Genomic DNA, 17,027 nt, shown 5'->3' on the forward strand with positions numbered 1-17,027 from the left:
ACCCGCGATCAAATGTGGGAGCGGGCTTGCTCGCGAAGCTTTTAAGCTTTTTCCCACACCTCAAAGCTATACGCCGGCTTGTCACCCTCCGCCGGGTTCGGAACATTCGACACCAGCTTCCACTGGTTCAAATCAAACTCCGGAAACCACGCATCCCCTTCCGGGCTCAGCGCCACGCGGGTCAGGTATAGCCGATCGGCCTGCTCCAGACCTTGCGCATACAACTGCGCCCCGCCAATCAGCATCACCTCATCGACGCCCTGCTCGTTCGCCCATTGCTGCGCCCGAACCACCGCTGCCTCCAGCGACGAATAAACCTCCGCGCCTTCCAGCTGCAAATCCGCCTGACGGCTGACCACGATGTTCAACCGACCCGGCAGCGGGCGACCGAGGGAATCCCAGGTCTTGCGACCCATGATGATCGGCTTGCCGAGGGTGGTGGCCTTGAAGTATTTGAAGTCCCCCGGCAAGTGCCAGGGCATGCTGTTGTCGACGCCGATCACACGGTTTTCACCGAGGGCTGCGATCAGGCTGAGGGGGAGTGATTTAGTCATGTCGGCGAGGATACCAGAGCCTCCCTTACCCCGATAAGCGTCACAGCGGTTATGCTCACCGCTCAATTAAGCGACGGGAAGCCGCGTGACTGAACTGACTCCACTGCAAAACCTCTGGCTGAGCGAAACCGTGCGCCTGCGTGAAGAACACGCGGGCCCCTTGGACGATCTGGAAGCCAATCGAATCGCCCGTAGCGCCGGCGGCGACCTGCCGACGCGTATTCAACGCCGCGCCCTGTGGCTGGCCGAGCGCGACGGACAGACCCACGCCCTCAAACATTGGCTGCAAGGTGCGCGACTGGCGCTGATCGTGCTGGCCGTGCTGGCGGTGATCAGCGGCGCCGGCCTGGCGTTTGCCGCGCTAGGCGACGGCCAGACTCCAGTCAATGTGTTCTGGGCGTTGGGCAGCCTGCTCGGGCTGAATCTGATTTTATTGCTGAGCTGGGCCCTGGGCCTGGTGTTCGCCGGTGAACAAGGCGCCGCCCTTGGACGCTTATGGCTGTGGCTCAGTGAAAAACTCGCCCGCGATGCCAACGCCGCGCAACTGGCGCCGGCCCTGCTGCTGTTGCTGCAACGGCAGAAACTCAATCGTTGGGCGCTGGGCGTGCTGGTCAACGGATTGTGGTTGCTGGCGATGCTCAGTGCTTTAGTGATGGTGCTGATACTGATGGCGACCCGGCGCTACGGCTTCGTCTGGGAGACCACCATTCTCGGCGGCGACACCTTCGTCGCCATGACCCAAGCCCTCGGCGCCCTGCCGGCCTTACTCGGTTTCAGCGTGCCCAGCGTGGAGATGATCCGCGCCAGCGGCGATGCCGCGCTGAACATCGAAAGCGCCCGCCAGGCCTGGGCGGCGTGGCTGGTTGGGGTGCTGCTGGTGTACGGCGTTTTGCCGCGATTGTTGCTCGCATTGTTCTGCCTGTGGCGCTGGAAAACCGGCCAAGCAGCCCTGCATCTGGATTTGAACCTGCCCGGCTATGCCCAACTGCGCGAACGGCTGATGCCCACCAGCGAACGCCTGGGCATCAGCGATGCCGCGCCAGAACAACTTCATCGGGTTGAAAACACTGCCAGCGACCTGCAAAGCGATGGCGCGCTGTTGGTAGCTATCGAGCTAGACGACCAACGTCCCTGGCCGCCGCAGTTGCCCAAAAACGTCAACAACGCCGGCATCCTCGACAGCCGTGAATCCCGGCACAAACTGCTCGAACAGCTGAGCCGCTTTCCCCCGGCCCGTCTGGCCATCGCCTGTGACCCACGGCGTTCGCCGGACCGTGGCAGCCTGGCGCTGATTGCGGAACTGGCTCGCAGCGCCAGCGCCACCCGCGTGTGGTTGTTGCAAGCGCCGCCCGGCGAAGCGCTGGATGCCGAACGCCTGGGCGACTGGCATGTCGCGCTACAACAACTGGACCTGCCATTCGCCGATTGCGCGCCGTTGAACTGGCTGGAGACGGGTCATGACTGATGCCTGGAATAAGCCATTGAAGCTCGCCGTGGTCGGCCACACCAATGTCGGCAAAACCTCGTTGCTGCGAACACTGACGCGAGACGTCGGCTTCGGCGAAGTGTCCCATCGTCCCAGCACCACTCGCCACGTAGAAGGCGCGCGATTGTCGGTAGACGGCGAGCCATTGCTTGATCTCTTCGACACTCCCGGCCTGGAAGACGCCATCGCCCTGCTCGACTACCTTGAGCGCCTGGAGCGGCCGGGCGAACGTCTCGACGGCCCGGCACGACTGGCGCGTTTTCTTGAGGGCAGCGAAGCCCGGCAGCGCTTCGAACAGGAAGCCAAAGTGCTGCGGCAATTGCTCGCCTCGGACGCCGGTCTCTATGTGATCGACGCCCGAGAGCCGGTGTTGGCCAAGTACCGCGACGAACTGGAAGTGTTGGCCAGTTGCGGCAAACCGCTGCTGCCGGTGTTGAATTTTGTCAGCAGCGCCCAGCATCGCGAACCTGATTGGCGTGAAGCCCTGGCACGTCTCGGCTTACATGCTTTGGTGCGTTTCGACAGCGTCGCGCCACCTGAAGATGGCGAGCGTCGACTCTATGAAAGCCTCGCACTGCTGCTGGAAAACTCCCGCGAACAACTGGAGCGTTTGATCGCCGACCAGCAGGCCCAACGCCTGGCCCGTCAGCAGAGTGCAGCGCGACTGATTGCCGATTTATTGATCGATTGCGCCGCCTGCCGCCGCAGTGTGGTCAGCGAGGCGGCGCAGGAACAGCAAGCAATCAGCGAACTACGCAAAGCCGTGCGTCAGCGCGAACAACGCTGTGTCGAGGCCTTGCTCAAGCTCTACGCCTTCCGTCCACAAGATGCGGCGGCCAGTGACTTGCCGCTGCTCGATGGCCGCTGGGGCGATGACCTGTTCAACCCGGAAACCCTGAAACAGCTCGGTGTGCGGGTCGGCGGCGGTATCGCAGCCGGCGCGGCGGCCGGGGCCGGGGTTGATTTGCTGGTGGGCGGCCTGACCCTCGGCGCTGCGGCACTGGCCGGTGCGATTGCCGGTGGCGCCCTGCAAACTGCCCGTAGTTACGGCAACCGCCTGTTGGGCAAGATCAAAGGGCAGCGAGAACTGACTGTCGACGACGGCGTGCTGCGGTTGTTGGCGTTGCGCCAGCGGCAATTGCTGCAGGCTCTGAATTCCCGTGGGCACGCGGCGATGGACAGCATTCAGGTCGCCACGCCGCAGGACAAAACCTGGCGCGAAGGCAAACTGCCGGAAGCGCTGAACAAGGCGCGGGCGCATCCGCAGTGGTCGTCGCTTAATCCGAATTCGAAGCTGAGTCAGGGGGAGCGGCAGGAGCAGGTTGAGGTGTTGGCGCAGCAGTTGTAGAGCCCGAGTGATGTGCTGTTCAGGCGGGCCCCTTCGCGAGCAAGCCCGCTCCCACATTGGACCTGCGTCGTACACAAAATCTCTCATCACTGAAGATCAAATGTGGGAGCGGGCTTGCTCGCGAAGGCCGCCCCTCGGTCTCACTGTCCTAGGCCACCAACAGCCGCAACGCCTTTTCCTTCAAGATGCCCAGATCAATCACCGGCACCCACATCTCCTTCGCCGACTCATCCCACTGACGCATCCGCAAACTGACGGCACACAACGGATCCCGCTCGAACGCCTCAGCCTCGACAGCCGTCATCACCCCGCCCTGATACTCAAGTGTCCGCCGACTGGCTTCACTCAAACGCTCGTAGTACCCGGGCTCTTTGAGTGTCAGATAACGCTTGGCCTGAACGTGGTATTCCACCAACCGCACCAGGCGTTCGCTGAAGCCGGCGCGACGCAAGTAATCCGCCCCCAGCCGCTCGTGGCTGACGATCCCAAAACCACCCATGTTCTCGGCACCCTCGGCGCAGATATGCCCGATGTCATGAAAGAACGCCGCCAGCACCACTTCATCATCGAACCCCTCGGCCATCGCCAGTTCCGCCGCCTGAGACATGTGCTCGATCTGCGACACCGGTTCGCCAATGTAATCGTTGTCGCCAAAACGTTCGTACAGACCAAACACCTCGGCGATCACTTGCTCATGACGGTCCATCTACTGTCTCCCAATAACGTCGCAACGTTACGTTCGGCCATCGCCGGCCCGACGCTCATACCGACACCGGTGTGCATCAGCGCCACGCTCACACCCGGCATCGGACGCAGAAAGGAAAACGGCCCCGGTCCGCGTGAACCATAGACGCCCTGCCAGCGTTCGACCACGCGCACCTTGCAGCCCAACGTCTGCTCGGCCAGTTCAATCATCCAGTCATCCACCTGCTCGGCATTGAACGGTGATGGGTCGCTGCCGTAATGGTGAGAGTCGCCGATGATCAATTCACCGTAAGGCGTCGGGCTGATCAGCAGGTGAATGCCGTTTTCATGCAGATGGGGTGCGTCGCTCCGAATCTGCGCCTGCACCGCTGCGGCCTCCGGCAGATCGGCGAAGGCGCCGTAGTGCACGCAACTCAGGCCGGTGAGCAGCGCGTGTTGCAGGTTGAGGTTGATCTGCGGGCGGGCGCGAAGCATTTGCAGGCGGCAGATTTGCGGATTCAGTTCGGCAATCGGCTCGGCCAGCAGCGTTTGATAGTCGTGGCCGGAGCAGACGATGATCTGCTCGGCGCTGAAGGTGCCGGCGGTGCTGTGCAAGCGCCCCGGCTCGATGTCGCGCACCAGCGTGGAGAAGTGAAACTCGACGCCCAATTCGCGGCGCAGGTAGTCGATCAACGCCGGAATCGCTTCGCGCGAATACAGTTGCTGGTCGTCCATGCCGTGCAACGCGGCACGATGATGGCTGAACTGGTCGCCGTATAAATCGCGCAATGCCGCACCGCGCAGCAATTGGACGCGGTAACCGTGCTCCCTGGCGCGACCGGCGCAGAAGGCTTCCAGCAGGTGTTCTTCCGCTTCGGTGCGGGCGAACAGGTATGAGCCGTTGCGCTTGAGTTGCAGGCCCGCCAATTGTGCCCATTGACCCCAGATGTCGCGGCTGGCCTTGGCCAGTTCAAGCATTGGGCCCGGGGGTTGACCGGTGACCAGTGCCTGACCGAAGTTTCGCACTGAAGCGCCGAGTGGCGTTTCGCTGCGCTCGAAGACTTTGACCTTGAGGCCGCGTTTGGCAGCGGCATAGGCGTGGGACAGGCCGAGAATGCCGGCGCCTACGATCAGCATGTCGTTGTGGTGTGTCATCAAGAGATGTCCTGAATTCGAGACCGCCTTCGCGAGCAAGCCCGCTCCCACATCTGATCTGTGTCGTTCACAAATTTAGTGTCCGCTGGAGATCTACTGTGGGAGCGGGCTTGCTCGCGAAGAGGCCCTGTCAGCCTACGAAGATTTACTTGGCAGCCACTTTCTCGGACTTGCCGTCATAACGCTTGCGCCATTCGGTGAGGATCTGGTCGCGATTCTTCGAGGCCCAGGCAAAGTCGTTCTTGATCAAACGCTGCTCATAATCCGCCGGCAGTTCGGTCTGCGGCTTGGCGATACCCGGTTGCGCGAGCACTGCGAAGTTCTCTTTATAAAGCTCCATCGCCGCCGGGCTTGCAGAGAAATCAGCCAGCTTCTTCGCCGCGTCTTCGTGCGGTGTGCCTTTGATCACGGCGGTCGCTTCGATCTCCCAGCCCAGGCCTTCTTTGGGCAGGATGATGTCCAGCGGCGCGCCTTGGCGTTTCAATTGAACGGCCGGGTATTCGAAGGAAATACCGATCGGGAATTCCCCGGCGGCGGCGAGTTTGCACGGCTTGGAGCCAGAGTGAACGTACTGGCCGATGTTCTGGTGCAGGTCGTCCATGTACTGCCAGCCCTGCTTCTCGCCGAAGGTTTGCAGCCAGGCGCTGACATCGAGGAAACCGGTGCCGGATGAGGCCGGATTGGGCATGACGATCTTGCCTTTGTACTCAGGCTTGGTAAGGTCCTGCCAGCTCACGGGTTTGCTCAAACCCTGCTTTTCGGCCTCGACGGTGTTGAAGCAAATGGTCGCGGCCCAGACGTCCATGCCGACCCAGGCTGGCGGGTTGGCCGCGTCGCGATAGTTGCCACCGATCTTGCCCAGATCCTTCGGTGCGTAGCTTTGCAGCATGCCTTGCTGATCGAGAATCGCCAGGCTCGATGCCGCCAGGCCCCACACCGCGTCAGCTTGCGGGCGGGCTTTTTCGGCCAGGAGTTTGGCGGTGATGATGCCGGTGGAATCGCGCACCCACTTGATCTCGACGTCCGGGTTGGCCTTTTCAAAGGCCTCTTTGTAGGTCTTCAGTTGTTCGGCTTCGAGGGCGGTGTACACCGTCAACTCGGTTTTCGCCGCAAAGGCGTTCAGGCTGAAAGCGGTGAGGACAGCAGCGGCCAGGGCCAAAGGCTTGAACATGATCGTTTTCCTGTTTGAGTTGAGGGCTTTTTGGTTTAGGAGCAGCGAATCAATTGCCAGGCGCGGTCTGCCGCCAAGCCTGGGAGCGACGCAACAAACCGCGCGAAGCCCAGGCCAGCAGCAGGGACACGCCCGCCGAGGTGAACAGAATCAGGGTCGACATCGCCGCCGCGCCGCCGACGTTACCGGCGTCGTCCATGTTCAGCACCGCCACTGCCGCGAGGATGGTGTCAGGGCTGTAGAGGAAGATCGCCGCCGAGACGGTGGTCATGGCCGAGACGAACAGGTAGCGCACGATGTCCAGCAACGCCGGCAGGCAGATCGGCACGGTGACCCGCAGGTAGTGCCGGTACAGCGGCGCCTTGAGCGACAGCGCGGCGGCTTCGAACTCGGCATCGAGTTGGCGCAACGCGGTGGTGGCGGTCATTTGAGCGGTGGTCAAATAGTGAGCAATGGTGCAGACCACCAGCAGGGTCATGGTCCCGTAGAGCACATGCAGCGGGTTGCCGGTGAGGTTGAAGAAAAAGACGTAACCCAGACCCAGCACCAGACCCGGCACTGCCATCGGTACGAAACTGAGCATGCGCAATGTCAGATTCAGCCCGCGCTGGCCCTTGGTTTTTTCCATCAGGTAAGCACCGGTGAAGATCAGCACGCTGCCGATCAACGCCGTACACAACGCCATCTTCACGCTGTTGCCGTAGGCCAGCCAGCCGCCGCCCGCGGTGTCGTTGAACTGGTAATGGTTGAGCGACAGCGACAGGTTGTACGGCCAGAATTTCACCAGCGACGAGTACACCGCCATGCCGAACACCAGCAGCAATACCGCGCAGATCAACAGCACGATGGCCAGATAACAACCGTCGCGCAGCTTCGACGGAGCCGGTTGAAACACTTGCGCCCGACCGCTCATGGAATCGCCATGGCGCCGACGCAGCCAGGCGTCGACGCCGAAGCTGAACAGCGCCGGCAGCAGCAAGACCATACCGATCAGCGCGCCGCGACCGAATTGTTGCTGGCCGACCACGGCTTTGTAGGCCTCCAGCGCCAGCACTTGATAGTCGCCACCGACCACCACGGGCACGCCGAAGTCGGTGATGGTCAGGGTGAAGACGAGGCAGAACGCAGCGAACACCGCCTGACGGGTCGCCGGCCAAGTGATGCTGCGAAAAGCTTTCGCCGGGCTAGCGCCCATGCTGGAAGCAGCATCGAACAGTCGCGCATCCGCCAGGGACAGCGCCGACAGCAAAATCATCAAGGCGTGTGGGAAGGTGTAGATGACCTCGCCCAGAACAATGCCCCAGAAGCCGTAAATATTGTCCGAGAGCAAACCACGCAGCATGCCCTGATTGCCGAACAGATAAACCAGCGCAATTCCCGGCAGCATCGACGGCGCCATCAGCGGTAGCAGTGACATACCGCGCCAGATGCCTTTACCGGGAATCAACGTACGTTGCAGAGCGTAGGCAAACAGATAGGCCAGCGGTACGACGATGGCCGCGACGCTGACAGACACTTTCAGGCTGTTGCCCAGCAACCAGTGGAAATTCGCACTGGTCAGCAGTTCACGGGCAGCCACCAGACCACCGCCCTGCCCGGCTTCAGAACTGAAACCGCGCCAGAAGATCGCCAGTAACGGCATCAACACCGCAACGCCGAGCAACACCAGCAGCAGGACCTTGCCACCGATCACGAACAGCCGGTCGCCGATCTCGGCACGGGAGGTCTGCCGAACCTGCTTGTGCGGTATCGGCAGCGCGACGTTCGCGCTCATCAGGCAAACACCTGCAGGCTGCGCGGAGGCAAGGCGACCATGATCTGCTGCGCGCCAAGACGCGGCATGGCTTCCGGCGCCAGTTCCGCCAGTAGCGCATGGCCCGGCAGCTGATCGAGTTCGAAGCTCATGCGGCAGCGGTTGCCGAGAAAGGTGATCTCGCGAACCTTGGCCGGGAACAGGTTTTCTTCATGCACCGGCGGGTTGACGTTAATGGCCTCAGGGCGGCAGAACAAACGACCCGAGGCAGTTTTAGCGCTGCCTTCAGCCAGGCGCATGTTCATCCCGCCGACCTGGGCATGACTGTCGCTGCTACGGCGGAACGGCAGCCAGTTGCCCTGACCGACGAACTCGGCCACAAACGGTGTGGCCGGGCGGTCGTAGATTTCCTGTGGCGTGGCGTACTGCTCGACCTTGCCGTTGTTCATCACGGCGATGCGGTCGGCCATCAGCATGGCTTCGTCCTGATTGTGGGTGACCATCAGGGTGGTGACACCGAGGTTGCGCTGCAATTGACGCAGTTCGGTGCACAGATGCTCGCGGACCCGGGCGTCAAGCGCCGACATCGGTTCGTCCAGCAGCAACAACGAAGGGGCCGGTGCCAGGGCTCGAGCCAGTGCCACACGTTGCTGCTGACCACCGGACAACTGACCGGGGTATTTTTTCTCACTGCCGATCAGGCCGACCAGTTCCAGCATCTGACCGACGCGCTGGCGCACTTCATCGCGACTGCTACCGGCGAGGCCATAGGCGATGTTCGCTTCGACGCTGAGATTGGGGAACAGAGCGTAGGACTGAAAGAGAATGCCGTAGTCCCGGGCTTGAGGTGCCAGGTGGGAAACGTCGCGATCGCCGAGGTACAACTCGCCGCTGTCTTGTTGCTCAAGGCCGGCGATGCAGCGCAGCAAGGTGGTTTTGCCACAGCCAGACGGCCCCAAGAGGCACACCAGCTCACCGGCCGCCACGTCGAGGGAAACGTTATCCAGCGCGGTAAACGCGCCGAAGCGTTTCTGCACGCCGCGCACTTTCATCGGCGCGCCGGGGTTGGTCAGGGCAGTTGCAATCGAGTGGTTCATGGACAGACCTCATCAAGCAGATGAGGGCCATCCTAGGTTTGCAATGCGTCCGTCATGTGGCAACGAGGCAAAAACGGCCGATAGTGGTATTTGGGGATTTGGGTTGGGAATTCAGGTTCTGTGTTGTTTGATCTGGCGCCTTCGCGAGCAAGCCCGCTCCCACAGTTGATCTGTGTTCGACGCAAATCAAATGTGGGAGCGGGCTTGCTCGCGAAGAGGCCGGCACAGTCACCGCAGGACTTAAGCCGGGGCCATTTCCTGCGCCAATCCCAGAAACGCCGCCGGCAGCCGCGCACCTTTTCGCTCCTTGAGGCAGTACAGGTACTCAGGAATCTGCGGCGCATTTTCGATGGTCAGCACCCGCAATTGCGGATCATGCGGCACTTCCTGCCGGGCGATGATGCTGATGCCGATGTTGCGCAATACCGCCTCACGAATCGACTCCCGGCTGCCAATCTCCAGCAGCGGGCCGAAGCTAACCCCGGCGCTGGTCAGCAACTCTTCGGTCAAGCGCCGAGTGGTCGAGCCCGATTCACGCATCAACAAGGTATGTCCTGCCAGCGCACTGAGCGGCACATGGTCATGCACCGCCAGCGGATGATTGCGGTGCACCGCCAGTACCAGTGGATCGCTGCCTAGCACCCGGCGGATCAGTCGCGCATCGTCCAGTAACTGCGAGGACGCAGCGACATCGACCCGGTAATCCTCCAGTGCTTCGAGCACCTGCTGGGAGTTGCCGATTTCCACCGACACCTCCACCTGCGGCAGGCGCTCGCGAAAGGTCTTCACCAGATCGAGGATGTAATACGGCGCCGTGGCAGCGATGCGCAACGTGCCCTGGACCTGACCGCTGTTACGCAGGAAGAACTCGATATCGGCTTCCTGCTGCAACAGCGCCTTGACCATCGGCAGCAACCGCGCGCCTTCGTCGCTGACGCTGAGGCGGCGGCCGCCACGATAGAACAGCTCAACCGAGTACTGGCTTTCCAGATGCCGAATCTGGGTTGTCACCGTCGGTTGGCTCAGGCCGAGCTTTTTCGCCGCCAAGGTAATGCTGCCCAACCGGGCAACCATGTAAAACGCCTTCAGCTCGGCACTCAGCACACCCTTCCCTCATCGTCTATTTGCGCAACAGGCGCAAACCGTTGAACACCACCAACAGGCTCACGCCCATGTCGGCGAACACCGCCATCCACATGGTGGCGATCCCGGCGAAGGTTACCCCAAGAAAGATCGCTTTGATGACCAATGCCAGGGCAATGTTCTGCTTGAGGATATTCGAGGTTTGCCGCGACAGGCGGATGAATGCCGGAATCTTGCGCAGATCGTCGTCCATCAGGGCGACATCAGCGGTTTCAATCGCGGTGTCGGTGCCGGCGGCCGCCATGGCGAAACCGATCTCGGCCCGCGCCAGTGCCGGGGCGTCGTTGATACCATCGCCGACCATCCCGACCCGATGGCCTTGGACATAAAGCGTTTCGATGGCTTGCAGCTTATCGGTCGGCAACAGATCGCCCTGCGCCTGATCGATGCCTACGTGGGCGGCGATGGCCTGAGCGGTATGAACGTTGTCGCCGGTCAACATCAGGGTCTTGATGCCCAACTCATGCAGCTGCTGGATCGCTTCGCGACTGGACGCTTTCACTGTGTCCGCAACGGCAAACAGCGCCAAGGGACCCGACTTGTCGAGCAACAACACCACGGATTTGCCCTGTTTCTCCAGAGCAAACAGTTTCTCTTCCAGCGCTGGCGAACACAGGCCCAAATCTTCCACCAGGCGGTGGTTGCCCAAGTGGTAGAGCTCACCGTTGATTTCGCCGCGCACACCACGACCCGCCAGGGCTTCGAAGTTATCCACAATCAGCGGCGCGCGTTGGCTATCCATAACTGCATCCACAGCCGCATTGGCGATGGCCAGCGACACCGGGTGATCCGAACGATCGGCCAGTGCCGCCGCAATGGCCGGGGCTATTTCATCAGCGATTGGGTCGAGGGACAAATAATCGGTCTGCACCGGTTTGCCGTGAGTGAGGGTGCCGGTCTTGTCGAGGGCCAGATAATCGAGTTTGTGGCCGTGCTCCAGATAAACGCCGCCCTTGACCAGAATCCCTTTGCGCGCCGCTGCCGCGAGGCCACTGACAATGGTCACCGGGGTGGAAATCACCAGTGCGCACGGGCAGGCGACCACCAGCAACACCAGCGCCCGGTAGATCCAGTCGAACCACATCGCATCCATGAACAGTGGCGGGATCACCGCCACGGCCAGGGCCAGCATGAACACCGCCGGGGTGTAGATTTTCGAGAAGGCGTCGACGAAACGCTGGGTTGGCGCCCGCGCCCCTTGGGCCTGTTCCACCGCATGAATGATGCGCGCCAGGGTTGAGTGGCTGGCCTCGGCAGTCACGGTGCATTCCAGCGAACCGGACTGGTTGATGGTGCCGGCGAACACCTTGTCGCCGATGGTTTTCTCCACCGGCAGGCTTTCACCGGTGATCGGCGCCTGATCGATGGTCGAGTTGCCGGACAGCACTACGCCGTCCAGACCGATTCGCTCACCAGGACGCACCCGCACTCGCCCACCCAGTTCAATGTTTTTAACCGGTTGGGCGACCCAACTGCCGTCGGCCTGCTGCACCGTGGCCTGCTCGGGGGCCATCTGCATCAGCCCGCCGATGGCGTTACGCGCCCGGTCCAGAGACCTGGCCTCGATCAACTCGGCCACGGTGAACAGAAACATCACCATCGCCGCTTCCGGCCATTGGCCGATCAGGATCGCGCCGGTCACCGCGATGCTCATCAGCGCGTTGATGTTCAGGTTGAGGTTTTTCAGGGCAATCCAGCCCTTCTTGTAGGTGCTGAGGCCACCGCTGAGGATCGAGATCAGCGCAATAATCGCCACCACCCAGTTCGGCGCCGCATTGGTGAAGTGGATAAGCTCAGCGGCCAGCGCCCCGATGCCGGACAACGCCAGCGGCCACCAAGGCTTTTTCGCAGGTTTAGGGCTCGACGCCGGCGCTTCGGCGCCCTGCTCCATCGGCTCGGCGTGCATGCCGAGCGACTTGATCGCGTCGATGATCGGCATGGTGCTTGGCAGGTCATGGGTCACGCCCAACACCCGGTTGATCAGGTTGAACTCCAGTTGCTGCACACCCGACAGCTTCCCGAGTTTGTTCTGGATCAGCGTCTGCTCGGTCGGGCAGTCCATCGCCTCAATGCGGAAACTGCTGAGGCGAGCACTGGCGGTCGGCGTCTCGCTCAACACAATCCGCGAAGGTGCCGCTGCTTTGGAGGAACAGCAGGAATCCCCATGGCTTCCATGGCCATGCTGGGGCACAGGCTGCAGCTTGTGACTGTGATCGTGCCCGGCCTTGGGTTTGTGGGTGTGAAGAGAATCGCTCATTGGGTCGCGTCCATGAAGGTGCCTGTTGCCAAGTAAAGACCCTGTAGCCACTATAGGGTCAAGCACCCTTTTGGAGATTGTCGCGATGAAAATCGGAGAACTGGCGAAACTCACCGACTGCGCCGTGGAAACCATCCGCTATTACGAGCGCGAAAACCTGCTGCCAGAACCGGCCCGCAGCGACGGCAATTACCGCGTCTACACCCAGGCCCACGCCGAGCGCCTGACTTTCATCCGAAATTGCCGCACCCTCGACATGACCCTCGAGGAAATCCGCAGCCTGCTGGCCCTGCGTGACAGCCCGCAGGATCAATGCGAAAACGTCAACGCGTTGATCGACGAACATATCCATCATGTGAAGGCTCGAATCGATGGTTTGCTGGCCTTGCAGACACAACTGCTCGACCTGCGCCAACGCTGCAGCGAAGGGCCGGATATCGATCAGTGCGGGATTTTGCAGCGGTTGGAAGTGAGCGGCGGGGTTGTGGCGACGGAGATCGAGCATTCCCATGTCGGGCGCAGTCACGGCCACTAAGAACACCACAAATCCCCTGTGGGAGCGGGCTTGCTCGCGAAGGCGCTCATTCATTCAACATTGATGTCGACTGATCCACCGCCTTCGCGAGCAAGCCCGCTCCCACATTGGATCTTCTGTGAACTCACCGCTGGTGAATATCAGAGATCCAGGGAGACCGTGTGACGCTTTAGACCGCCATCGGCGCGGTCATCGGCGCGTGGTGTTCATAGCCTTCCAGCGAGAAATCGCCCGGCTCGATCAACTCCAGCCACTCCGGCTGATAAACACCGGTCTTGGCAAACTCCGGCACGCGGTCGGAAATCACCAGTTTCGGCATCGGGAACGGCTCGCGCTTGAGCTGTTCGTTGAGCATGTCCAGGTGGTTTTCGTAGACGTGGGCGTCGCCGATGAAATAGGTGAACCAGCGCGGGGTGTAACCGGTCAGGCGACCGATCAGGCTCAGCAGCGCGGCGCCTTCGGTGAGGTTGAACGGCGTGCCCAACCCTAGATCGTTGGAGCGAATGTAGAGGGTCAAAGAGATCTCTTTAGTCTCAACATTCGGGTGGAACTGGTACAGCAAGTGGCACGGCGGCAGGGCCATTTCGTCGAGCTGCGCAACGTTCCAGCCGTGGAACAGGATGCGACGGCTGCCCGGGTCCTTGATGATGGTGTCGACGCACTGGCGGATCTGGTCGATCGCCTTGTACAGCACCACGTAGGCCTGACCGTCTTCTTCGCCTTCGGCAATCTGGCGATAACCCTGGCTCAGGGTCTGCTCGATGGCGGCCTGGTTGCTGACCGGGATTTGCTTGTACGCCGGCCATTTGCGCCATTGCACGCCGTAGATCTCGCCGAGGTCGTCTTCACCCTGACGGAACGGGTTGGCCAGCCACTGCGCATTTTCGTTGGCGTTCTGGTCCCAGACCTTGCAGCCCAGCGCCCGGAATTCGGCGGCGTTGTTCACCCCGCGCAGAAAACCGCACATCTCGCCGATGGCGGATTTGAAAGCCATCTTGCGAGTGGTGATCGCCGGAAAACCTTCCTGCAGATCGAAGCGCAGCATCGCGCCCGGAAAGCTGATGGTGTTCACGCCGGTGCGGTTGGCCTGTTTGGTGCCGTTCTTGATGACGTGGGCGACCAGTTCGAGATATTGCTTCATGAATTACCTGTGTCCTTGAACCCGGGGCCAAAGCCCCCCGGGTTCGAATTTATAGCGCCTGCTTCTTATACAGCAGCTGCGGGGGCCGCCGGGGCGCGTCGATAAGCCAGCCAGATCAGGAACAGCCCGCCGACAATCATCGGTACGCACAGCACCTGGCCCATGGTCAGCCAGTTCCAGGCCAGATAACCCAGTTGCGCGTCCGGCACGCGAACAAATTCGACGATGAAACGGAAGATGCCATAGAACAGCGCGAACATCCCGGACACCGCCATGGTCGGCCGCGGCTTGCGCGAGAACAGCCAGAGGATCGCGAACAGCGCCACGCCTTCCAGCGCGAACTGGTACAGCTGCGACGGATGACGCGCCAGTTGCGCCGGATCGGTCGGGAAGACCATCGCCCACGGCACGTCGGTCGCCTTGCCCCACAGCTCGGCGTTGATGAAGTTACCGATGCGCCCGGCACCCAGGCCGATCGGCACCATCGGCGCGACGAAGTCCATCAGCTGGAAGAACGACTTGCCGTTCTTTTTACCGAACCACAGCGCCGCCAGCATCACACCGATAAACCCGCCGTGGAACGACATGCCGCCCTTCCACACTTCGAAGATCAGGGTCGGGTTGGCCAGATAGGCGTTCAGATCGTAAAACAGCACATAACCCAAACGGCCACCGACGATGACGCCCATCGACATCCAGAACACCATGTCGGAGAGTTTCTCCTTGGTCCAGGTCGGGTCGAAGCGGTTCAGCCGGCGTGACGCCAGCCACCACGCGCCGCCGATGCCGATCAGGTACATCAGGCCGTACCAGTGGATTTTCAGCGGACCGATGGCCAGGGCCACCGGGTCGATCTGCGGGTAAGGCAGCATTGCGACTCCTCGTTAGAGTTGAAACCTTCAAATTCCCGGGCGACGCTGTCACGCCAGGATTAAGCCAGGATTGCGCTGCGCGTCAGAGCAAGAAGCTCAAGCCGACGCAAAACAGCAAAGCGGCAAACAGTCTTTTCAGCAAGCGCGGCGACAGCCTGTGGGCCAGTCGCGCACCGAGGCGGGCGAAAACCATGCTGGTCAGGGCGATCCCCAGCAGCGCCGGCAAATAAACAAAACCGAGACTATGGGCCGGCAGCAGTGGATCGTGCCACCCCAGAATCATGAAACTTAATGCACTGGCCAGGGCAATTGGCAGGCCACAGGCCGACGAAGTGGCCACCGCCTGCTGCATCGGCACGCTGCGCCAGGTCAGGAACGGCACGGTCAACGAGCCGCCGCCAATCCCGAAAATCGCTGAGGCCCAGCCAATGATGCTGCCAGCCACCGTCAGACCGACTTTGCCTGGCACCGTCCGGCTGGCCTTGGGTTTGAAGTCCAAAGCGAGTTGAACGGCGATGATCAGCGCAAATACCCCGATGATCTTCTGCAAATTCGGCCCGGAAATCGCTTCGGCAGTCAGCGCGCCGAAACCGGCACCGATCAGAATGCCGAGGGTCATCCAGGCAAAAATCGGCCAACGCACAGCGCCGCGGCGGTGGTGCTCGCGAACCGCATTGACCGACGTAAAGATGATCGTCGCCAGCGAGGTGCCGACTGCCAGATGCGTCAGGATCGACGCATCAAATCCCTGCAAAGTGAAACTGAACACCAGCACCGGGACAATGATGATCCCGCCGCCTACCCCGAACAGCCCGGCCAGCACGCCCGCACAGGCGCCCAGCGCCAGATAGAGCAGAAATTCCATGGCCGCATCCCCAAGCATCCCGAATCAGGAGCGGCATGGTAACGGAAGCATGGCCTCGGGCTCCACTGTGGATGGCGATGGATCGATGAGCGATGTCTGCGTAGAGTGAGCAAAAAACACACAAGGACCACCTTATGTGCCTGATTGTTTTTGCCTGGCGGCCGGGCCATGCCCAGCCACTGATCGTGGCGGCCAACCGCGACGAATTCTATGCCCGGCCCAGCCTGCCCCTGGCGCAATGGCCGCAAGCCCCGCACGTGTATGCCGGTCGCGACCTTGAGGCTGGCGGTACATGGCTCGGTGTCGGCGCCAACGGGCGCTTCGCCGCGCTGACCAACATCCGTGATCCCCTTCAACCGCCAGCACGCAAATCGCGGGGTGAACTGGTGGCGCAGTTTCTCAGCGGGGACATGTCGATTGACGACTACTTGAGCGACGTTGTTGCACGTTCGCAGGAATATTCCGGGTTTAATCTGCTAATCGGCAATACCAATGAGCTATGGCACTTCAATGCCCGGGAGACGGAGGCGGTCATGCTCCAACCGGGCATTTATGGGTTATCGAACGCGGGGCTGGATACGCCGTGGCCGAAAGTACTCAAGGCCAAGGCGGCATTGAGCGAGGTGTTGGGCGATCCGCAGCCGCAGGCGCTATTGGCCTTGCTCAACGACCCGCAGACGGCGCCGCTTGCCGAACTGCCGGACACTGGCGTGGGGCAGGCTACCGAGACGTTGTTGTCGAGCGTGTTTATCAAGAGCCCGACTTACGGGACACGGGCGAGCACGGCGTTGATTGTTCAGGCGGATGGGGGGCGGCATATGGTCGAAAGGAGTTTCGGGCCGTATGGGGGGCATTTGGGGGAAGTGGAGGTCAGGATTTAGACGGGTTTAGCCTAGGCCGGCCCCATCGCGAGCAGGCTCGCTCCCACATTGGATTTTCTGTGAACACAGATTTTGTGCACGACAG

The 17,027-nt window shown here is 61.4% G+C and carries 15 protein-coding genes; 4 read left to right on the top strand and 11 right to left on the bottom strand.

Annotation, left to right across the window (positions count from 1 at the left end):
• Positions 1–41: 41 nt before the first annotated feature.
• A complete protein-coding gene (locus AB7M29_RS01365; protein ID WP_454246186.1) occupies positions 42–554 on the bottom strand; it encodes a dihydrofolate reductase in 513 nt (170 codons plus the stop codon).
• An 85-nt stretch (positions 555–639) separates the two neighbouring features.
• On the opposite strand from AB7M29_RS01365, the gene AB7M29_RS01370 reads away from it, so the two are divergent.
• Both AB7M29_RS01370 and AB7M29_RS01375 read left to right on the top strand, forming a co-directional pair.
• Entirely contained in the window at positions 640–2,019 is a 1,380-nt protein-coding gene (locus AB7M29_RS01370) for a DUF2868 domain-containing protein (RefSeq protein ID WP_217857496.1), read from the top strand.
• On the top strand, positions 2,012–3,388 hold the full coding sequence (locus tag AB7M29_RS01375) for a GTPase/DUF3482 domain-containing protein (protein ID WP_217857497.1): 1,377 nt from the start codon (positions 2,012–2,014) through the stop codon (positions 3,386–3,388). The genes AB7M29_RS01370 and AB7M29_RS01375 overlap by 8 nt, the downstream gene beginning before the upstream one ends.
• Positions 3,389–3,536: 148 nt before the next feature.
• Here AB7M29_RS01375 and AB7M29_RS01380 read toward each other — a convergent pair whose 3' ends face one another.
• The 7 genes from AB7M29_RS01380 to AB7M29_RS01410 form a co-directional block, all read right to left on the bottom strand.
• The gene (locus AB7M29_RS01380) at positions 3,537–4,094 is read right to left on the bottom strand and encodes a phosphonate degradation HD-domain oxygenase (protein WP_217857498.1); all 558 of its coding nucleotides are present in this window, start codon (positions 4,092–4,094) and stop codon (positions 3,537–3,539) included.
• Positions 4,073–5,227 (bottom strand): TIGR03364 family FAD-dependent oxidoreductase, encoded by a 1,155-nt coding sequence (locus tag AB7M29_RS01385; RefSeq protein WP_454246187.1) that lies wholly within the window; start codon positions 5,225–5,227, stop codon positions 4,073–4,075. The genes AB7M29_RS01380 and AB7M29_RS01385 overlap by 22 nt, the downstream gene beginning before the upstream one ends.
• A 145-nt stretch (positions 5,228–5,372) precedes the next feature.
• Positions 5,373–6,398, bottom strand: a complete 1,026-nt coding sequence (locus AB7M29_RS01390; RefSeq protein WP_038980913.1) for a putative 2-aminoethylphosphonate ABC transporter substrate-binding protein — start codon at positions 6,396–6,398, stop codon at positions 5,373–5,375.
• Between the two features lie 49 nt (positions 6,399–6,447).
• The gene (locus AB7M29_RS01395) at positions 6,448–8,172 is read right to left on the bottom strand and encodes a putative 2-aminoethylphosphonate ABC transporter permease subunit (protein ID WP_217857500.1); all 1,725 of its coding nucleotides are present in this window, start codon (positions 8,170–8,172) and stop codon (positions 6,448–6,450) included.
• The gene (locus AB7M29_RS01400) at positions 8,172–9,248 is read right to left on the bottom strand and encodes a putative 2-aminoethylphosphonate ABC transporter ATP-binding protein (protein WP_454246188.1); all 1,077 of its coding nucleotides are present in this window, start codon (positions 9,246–9,248) and stop codon (positions 8,172–8,174) included. The genes AB7M29_RS01395 and AB7M29_RS01400 overlap by 1 nt, the downstream gene beginning before the upstream one ends.
• Positions 9,249–9,488: 240 nt before the next feature.
• Complete coding sequence (locus tag AB7M29_RS01405; RefSeq protein ID WP_217857502.1) at positions 9,489–10,352, bottom strand: LysR family transcriptional regulator; 864 nt, start codon at positions 10,350–10,352, stop codon at positions 9,489–9,491.
• Between the two features lie 16 nt (positions 10,353–10,368).
• The gene (locus AB7M29_RS01410) at positions 10,369–12,648 is read right to left on the bottom strand and encodes a heavy metal translocating P-type ATPase (RefSeq protein WP_454246189.1); all 2,280 of its coding nucleotides are present in this window, start codon (positions 12,646–12,648) and stop codon (positions 10,369–10,371) included.
• A gap of 85 nt (positions 12,649–12,733) precedes the next feature.
• On the opposite strand from AB7M29_RS01410, the gene cadR reads away from it, so the two are divergent.
• Positions 12,734–13,183: a Cd(II)/Pb(II)-responsive transcriptional regulator gene (cadR, locus tag AB7M29_RS01415; RefSeq protein WP_217857504.1), complete on the top strand. Its 450-nt coding sequence runs from the start codon at positions 12,734–12,736 to the stop codon at positions 13,181–13,183.
• Positions 13,184–13,352: 169 nt separating this feature from the next.
• On the opposite strand, the gene AB7M29_RS01420 is transcribed toward cadR, so the two are convergent.
• The 3 genes from AB7M29_RS01420 to AB7M29_RS01430 form a co-directional block, all read right to left on the bottom strand.
• The gene (locus AB7M29_RS01420; protein WP_454246190.1) at positions 13,353–14,324 is read right to left on the bottom strand and encodes a thymidylate synthase; all 972 of its coding nucleotides are present in this window, start codon (positions 14,322–14,324) and stop codon (positions 13,353–13,355) included.
• 65 nt (positions 14,325–14,389) lie between these two features.
• A complete protein-coding gene (lgt, locus tag AB7M29_RS01425; protein ID WP_123500313.1) occupies positions 14,390–15,196 on the bottom strand; it encodes a prolipoprotein diacylglyceryl transferase in 807 nt (268 codons plus the stop codon).
• Between the two features lie 82 nt (positions 15,197–15,278).
• Positions 15,279–16,061 carry a sulfite exporter TauE/SafE family protein gene (locus AB7M29_RS01430; RefSeq protein ID WP_217857506.1) on the bottom strand — a complete coding sequence of 261 codons (783 nt, stop codon included), beginning with the start codon at positions 16,059–16,061 and terminating at the stop codon, positions 15,279–15,281.
• Between the two features lie 134 nt (positions 16,062–16,195).
• Between AB7M29_RS01430 and AB7M29_RS01435 the strand changes: the two genes are divergently transcribed.
• A complete protein-coding gene (locus tag AB7M29_RS01435) occupies positions 16,196–16,942 on the top strand; it encodes an NRDE family protein (RefSeq protein ID WP_217857507.1) in 747 nt (248 codons plus the stop codon).
• The last annotated feature ends 85 nt before the right edge of the window (positions 16,943–17,027 follow it).

It is taken from the genome of Pseudomonas sp. F-14 TE3623 (assembly GCF_053629015.1).

Bases quoted from the DNA above. Each gene is read 5' to 3' on its own strand.
- AB7M29_RS01365 (WP_454246186.1), bottom strand. From the start codon at position 554: ATGACTAAATCACTCCCCCTCAGCCTGATCGCAGCCCTCGGTGAAAAC.
- AB7M29_RS01375 (WP_217857497.1), top strand. From the start codon at position 2,012: ATGACTGATGCCTGGAATAAGCCATTGAAGCTCGCCGTGGTCGGCCAC.
- AB7M29_RS01380 (WP_217857498.1), bottom strand. From the start codon at position 4,094: ATGGACCGTCATGAGCAAGTGATCGCCGAGGTGTTTGGTCTGTACGAA.
- AB7M29_RS01385 (WP_454246187.1), bottom strand. From the start codon at position 5,227: ATGACACACCACAACGACATGCTGATCGTAGGCGCCGGCATTCTCGGC.
- AB7M29_RS01390 (WP_038980913.1), bottom strand. From the start codon at position 6,398: ATGTTCAAGCCTTTGGCCCTGGCCGCTGCTGTCCTCACCGCTTTCAGC.
- AB7M29_RS01395 (WP_217857500.1), bottom strand. From the start codon at position 8,172: ATGAGCGCGAACGTCGCGCTGCCGATACCGCACAAGCAGGTTCGGCAG.
- AB7M29_RS01400 (WP_454246188.1), bottom strand. From the start codon at position 9,248: ATGAACCACTCGATTGCAACTGCCCTGACCAACCCCGGCGCGCCGATG.
- AB7M29_RS01410 (WP_454246189.1), bottom strand. From the start codon at position 12,648: ATGAGCGATTCTCTTCACACCCACAAACCCAAGGCCGGGCACGATCAC.
- cadR (WP_217857504.1), top strand. From the start codon at position 12,734: ATGAAAATCGGAGAACTGGCGAAACTCACCGACTGCGCCGTGGAAACC.
- AB7M29_RS01420 (WP_454246190.1), bottom strand. From the start codon at position 14,324: ATGAAGCAATATCTCGAACTGGTCGCCCACGTCATCAAGAACGGCACC.
- lgt (WP_123500313.1), bottom strand. From the start codon at position 15,196: ATGCTGCCTTACCCGCAGATCGACCCGGTGGCCCTGGCCATCGGTCCG.
- AB7M29_RS01430 (WP_217857506.1), bottom strand. From the start codon at position 16,061: ATGGAATTTCTGCTCTATCTGGCGCTGGGCGCCTGTGCGGGCGTGCTG.
- AB7M29_RS01435 (WP_217857507.1), top strand. From the start codon at position 16,196: ATGTGCCTGATTGTTTTTGCCTGGCGGCCGGGCCATGCCCAGCCACTG.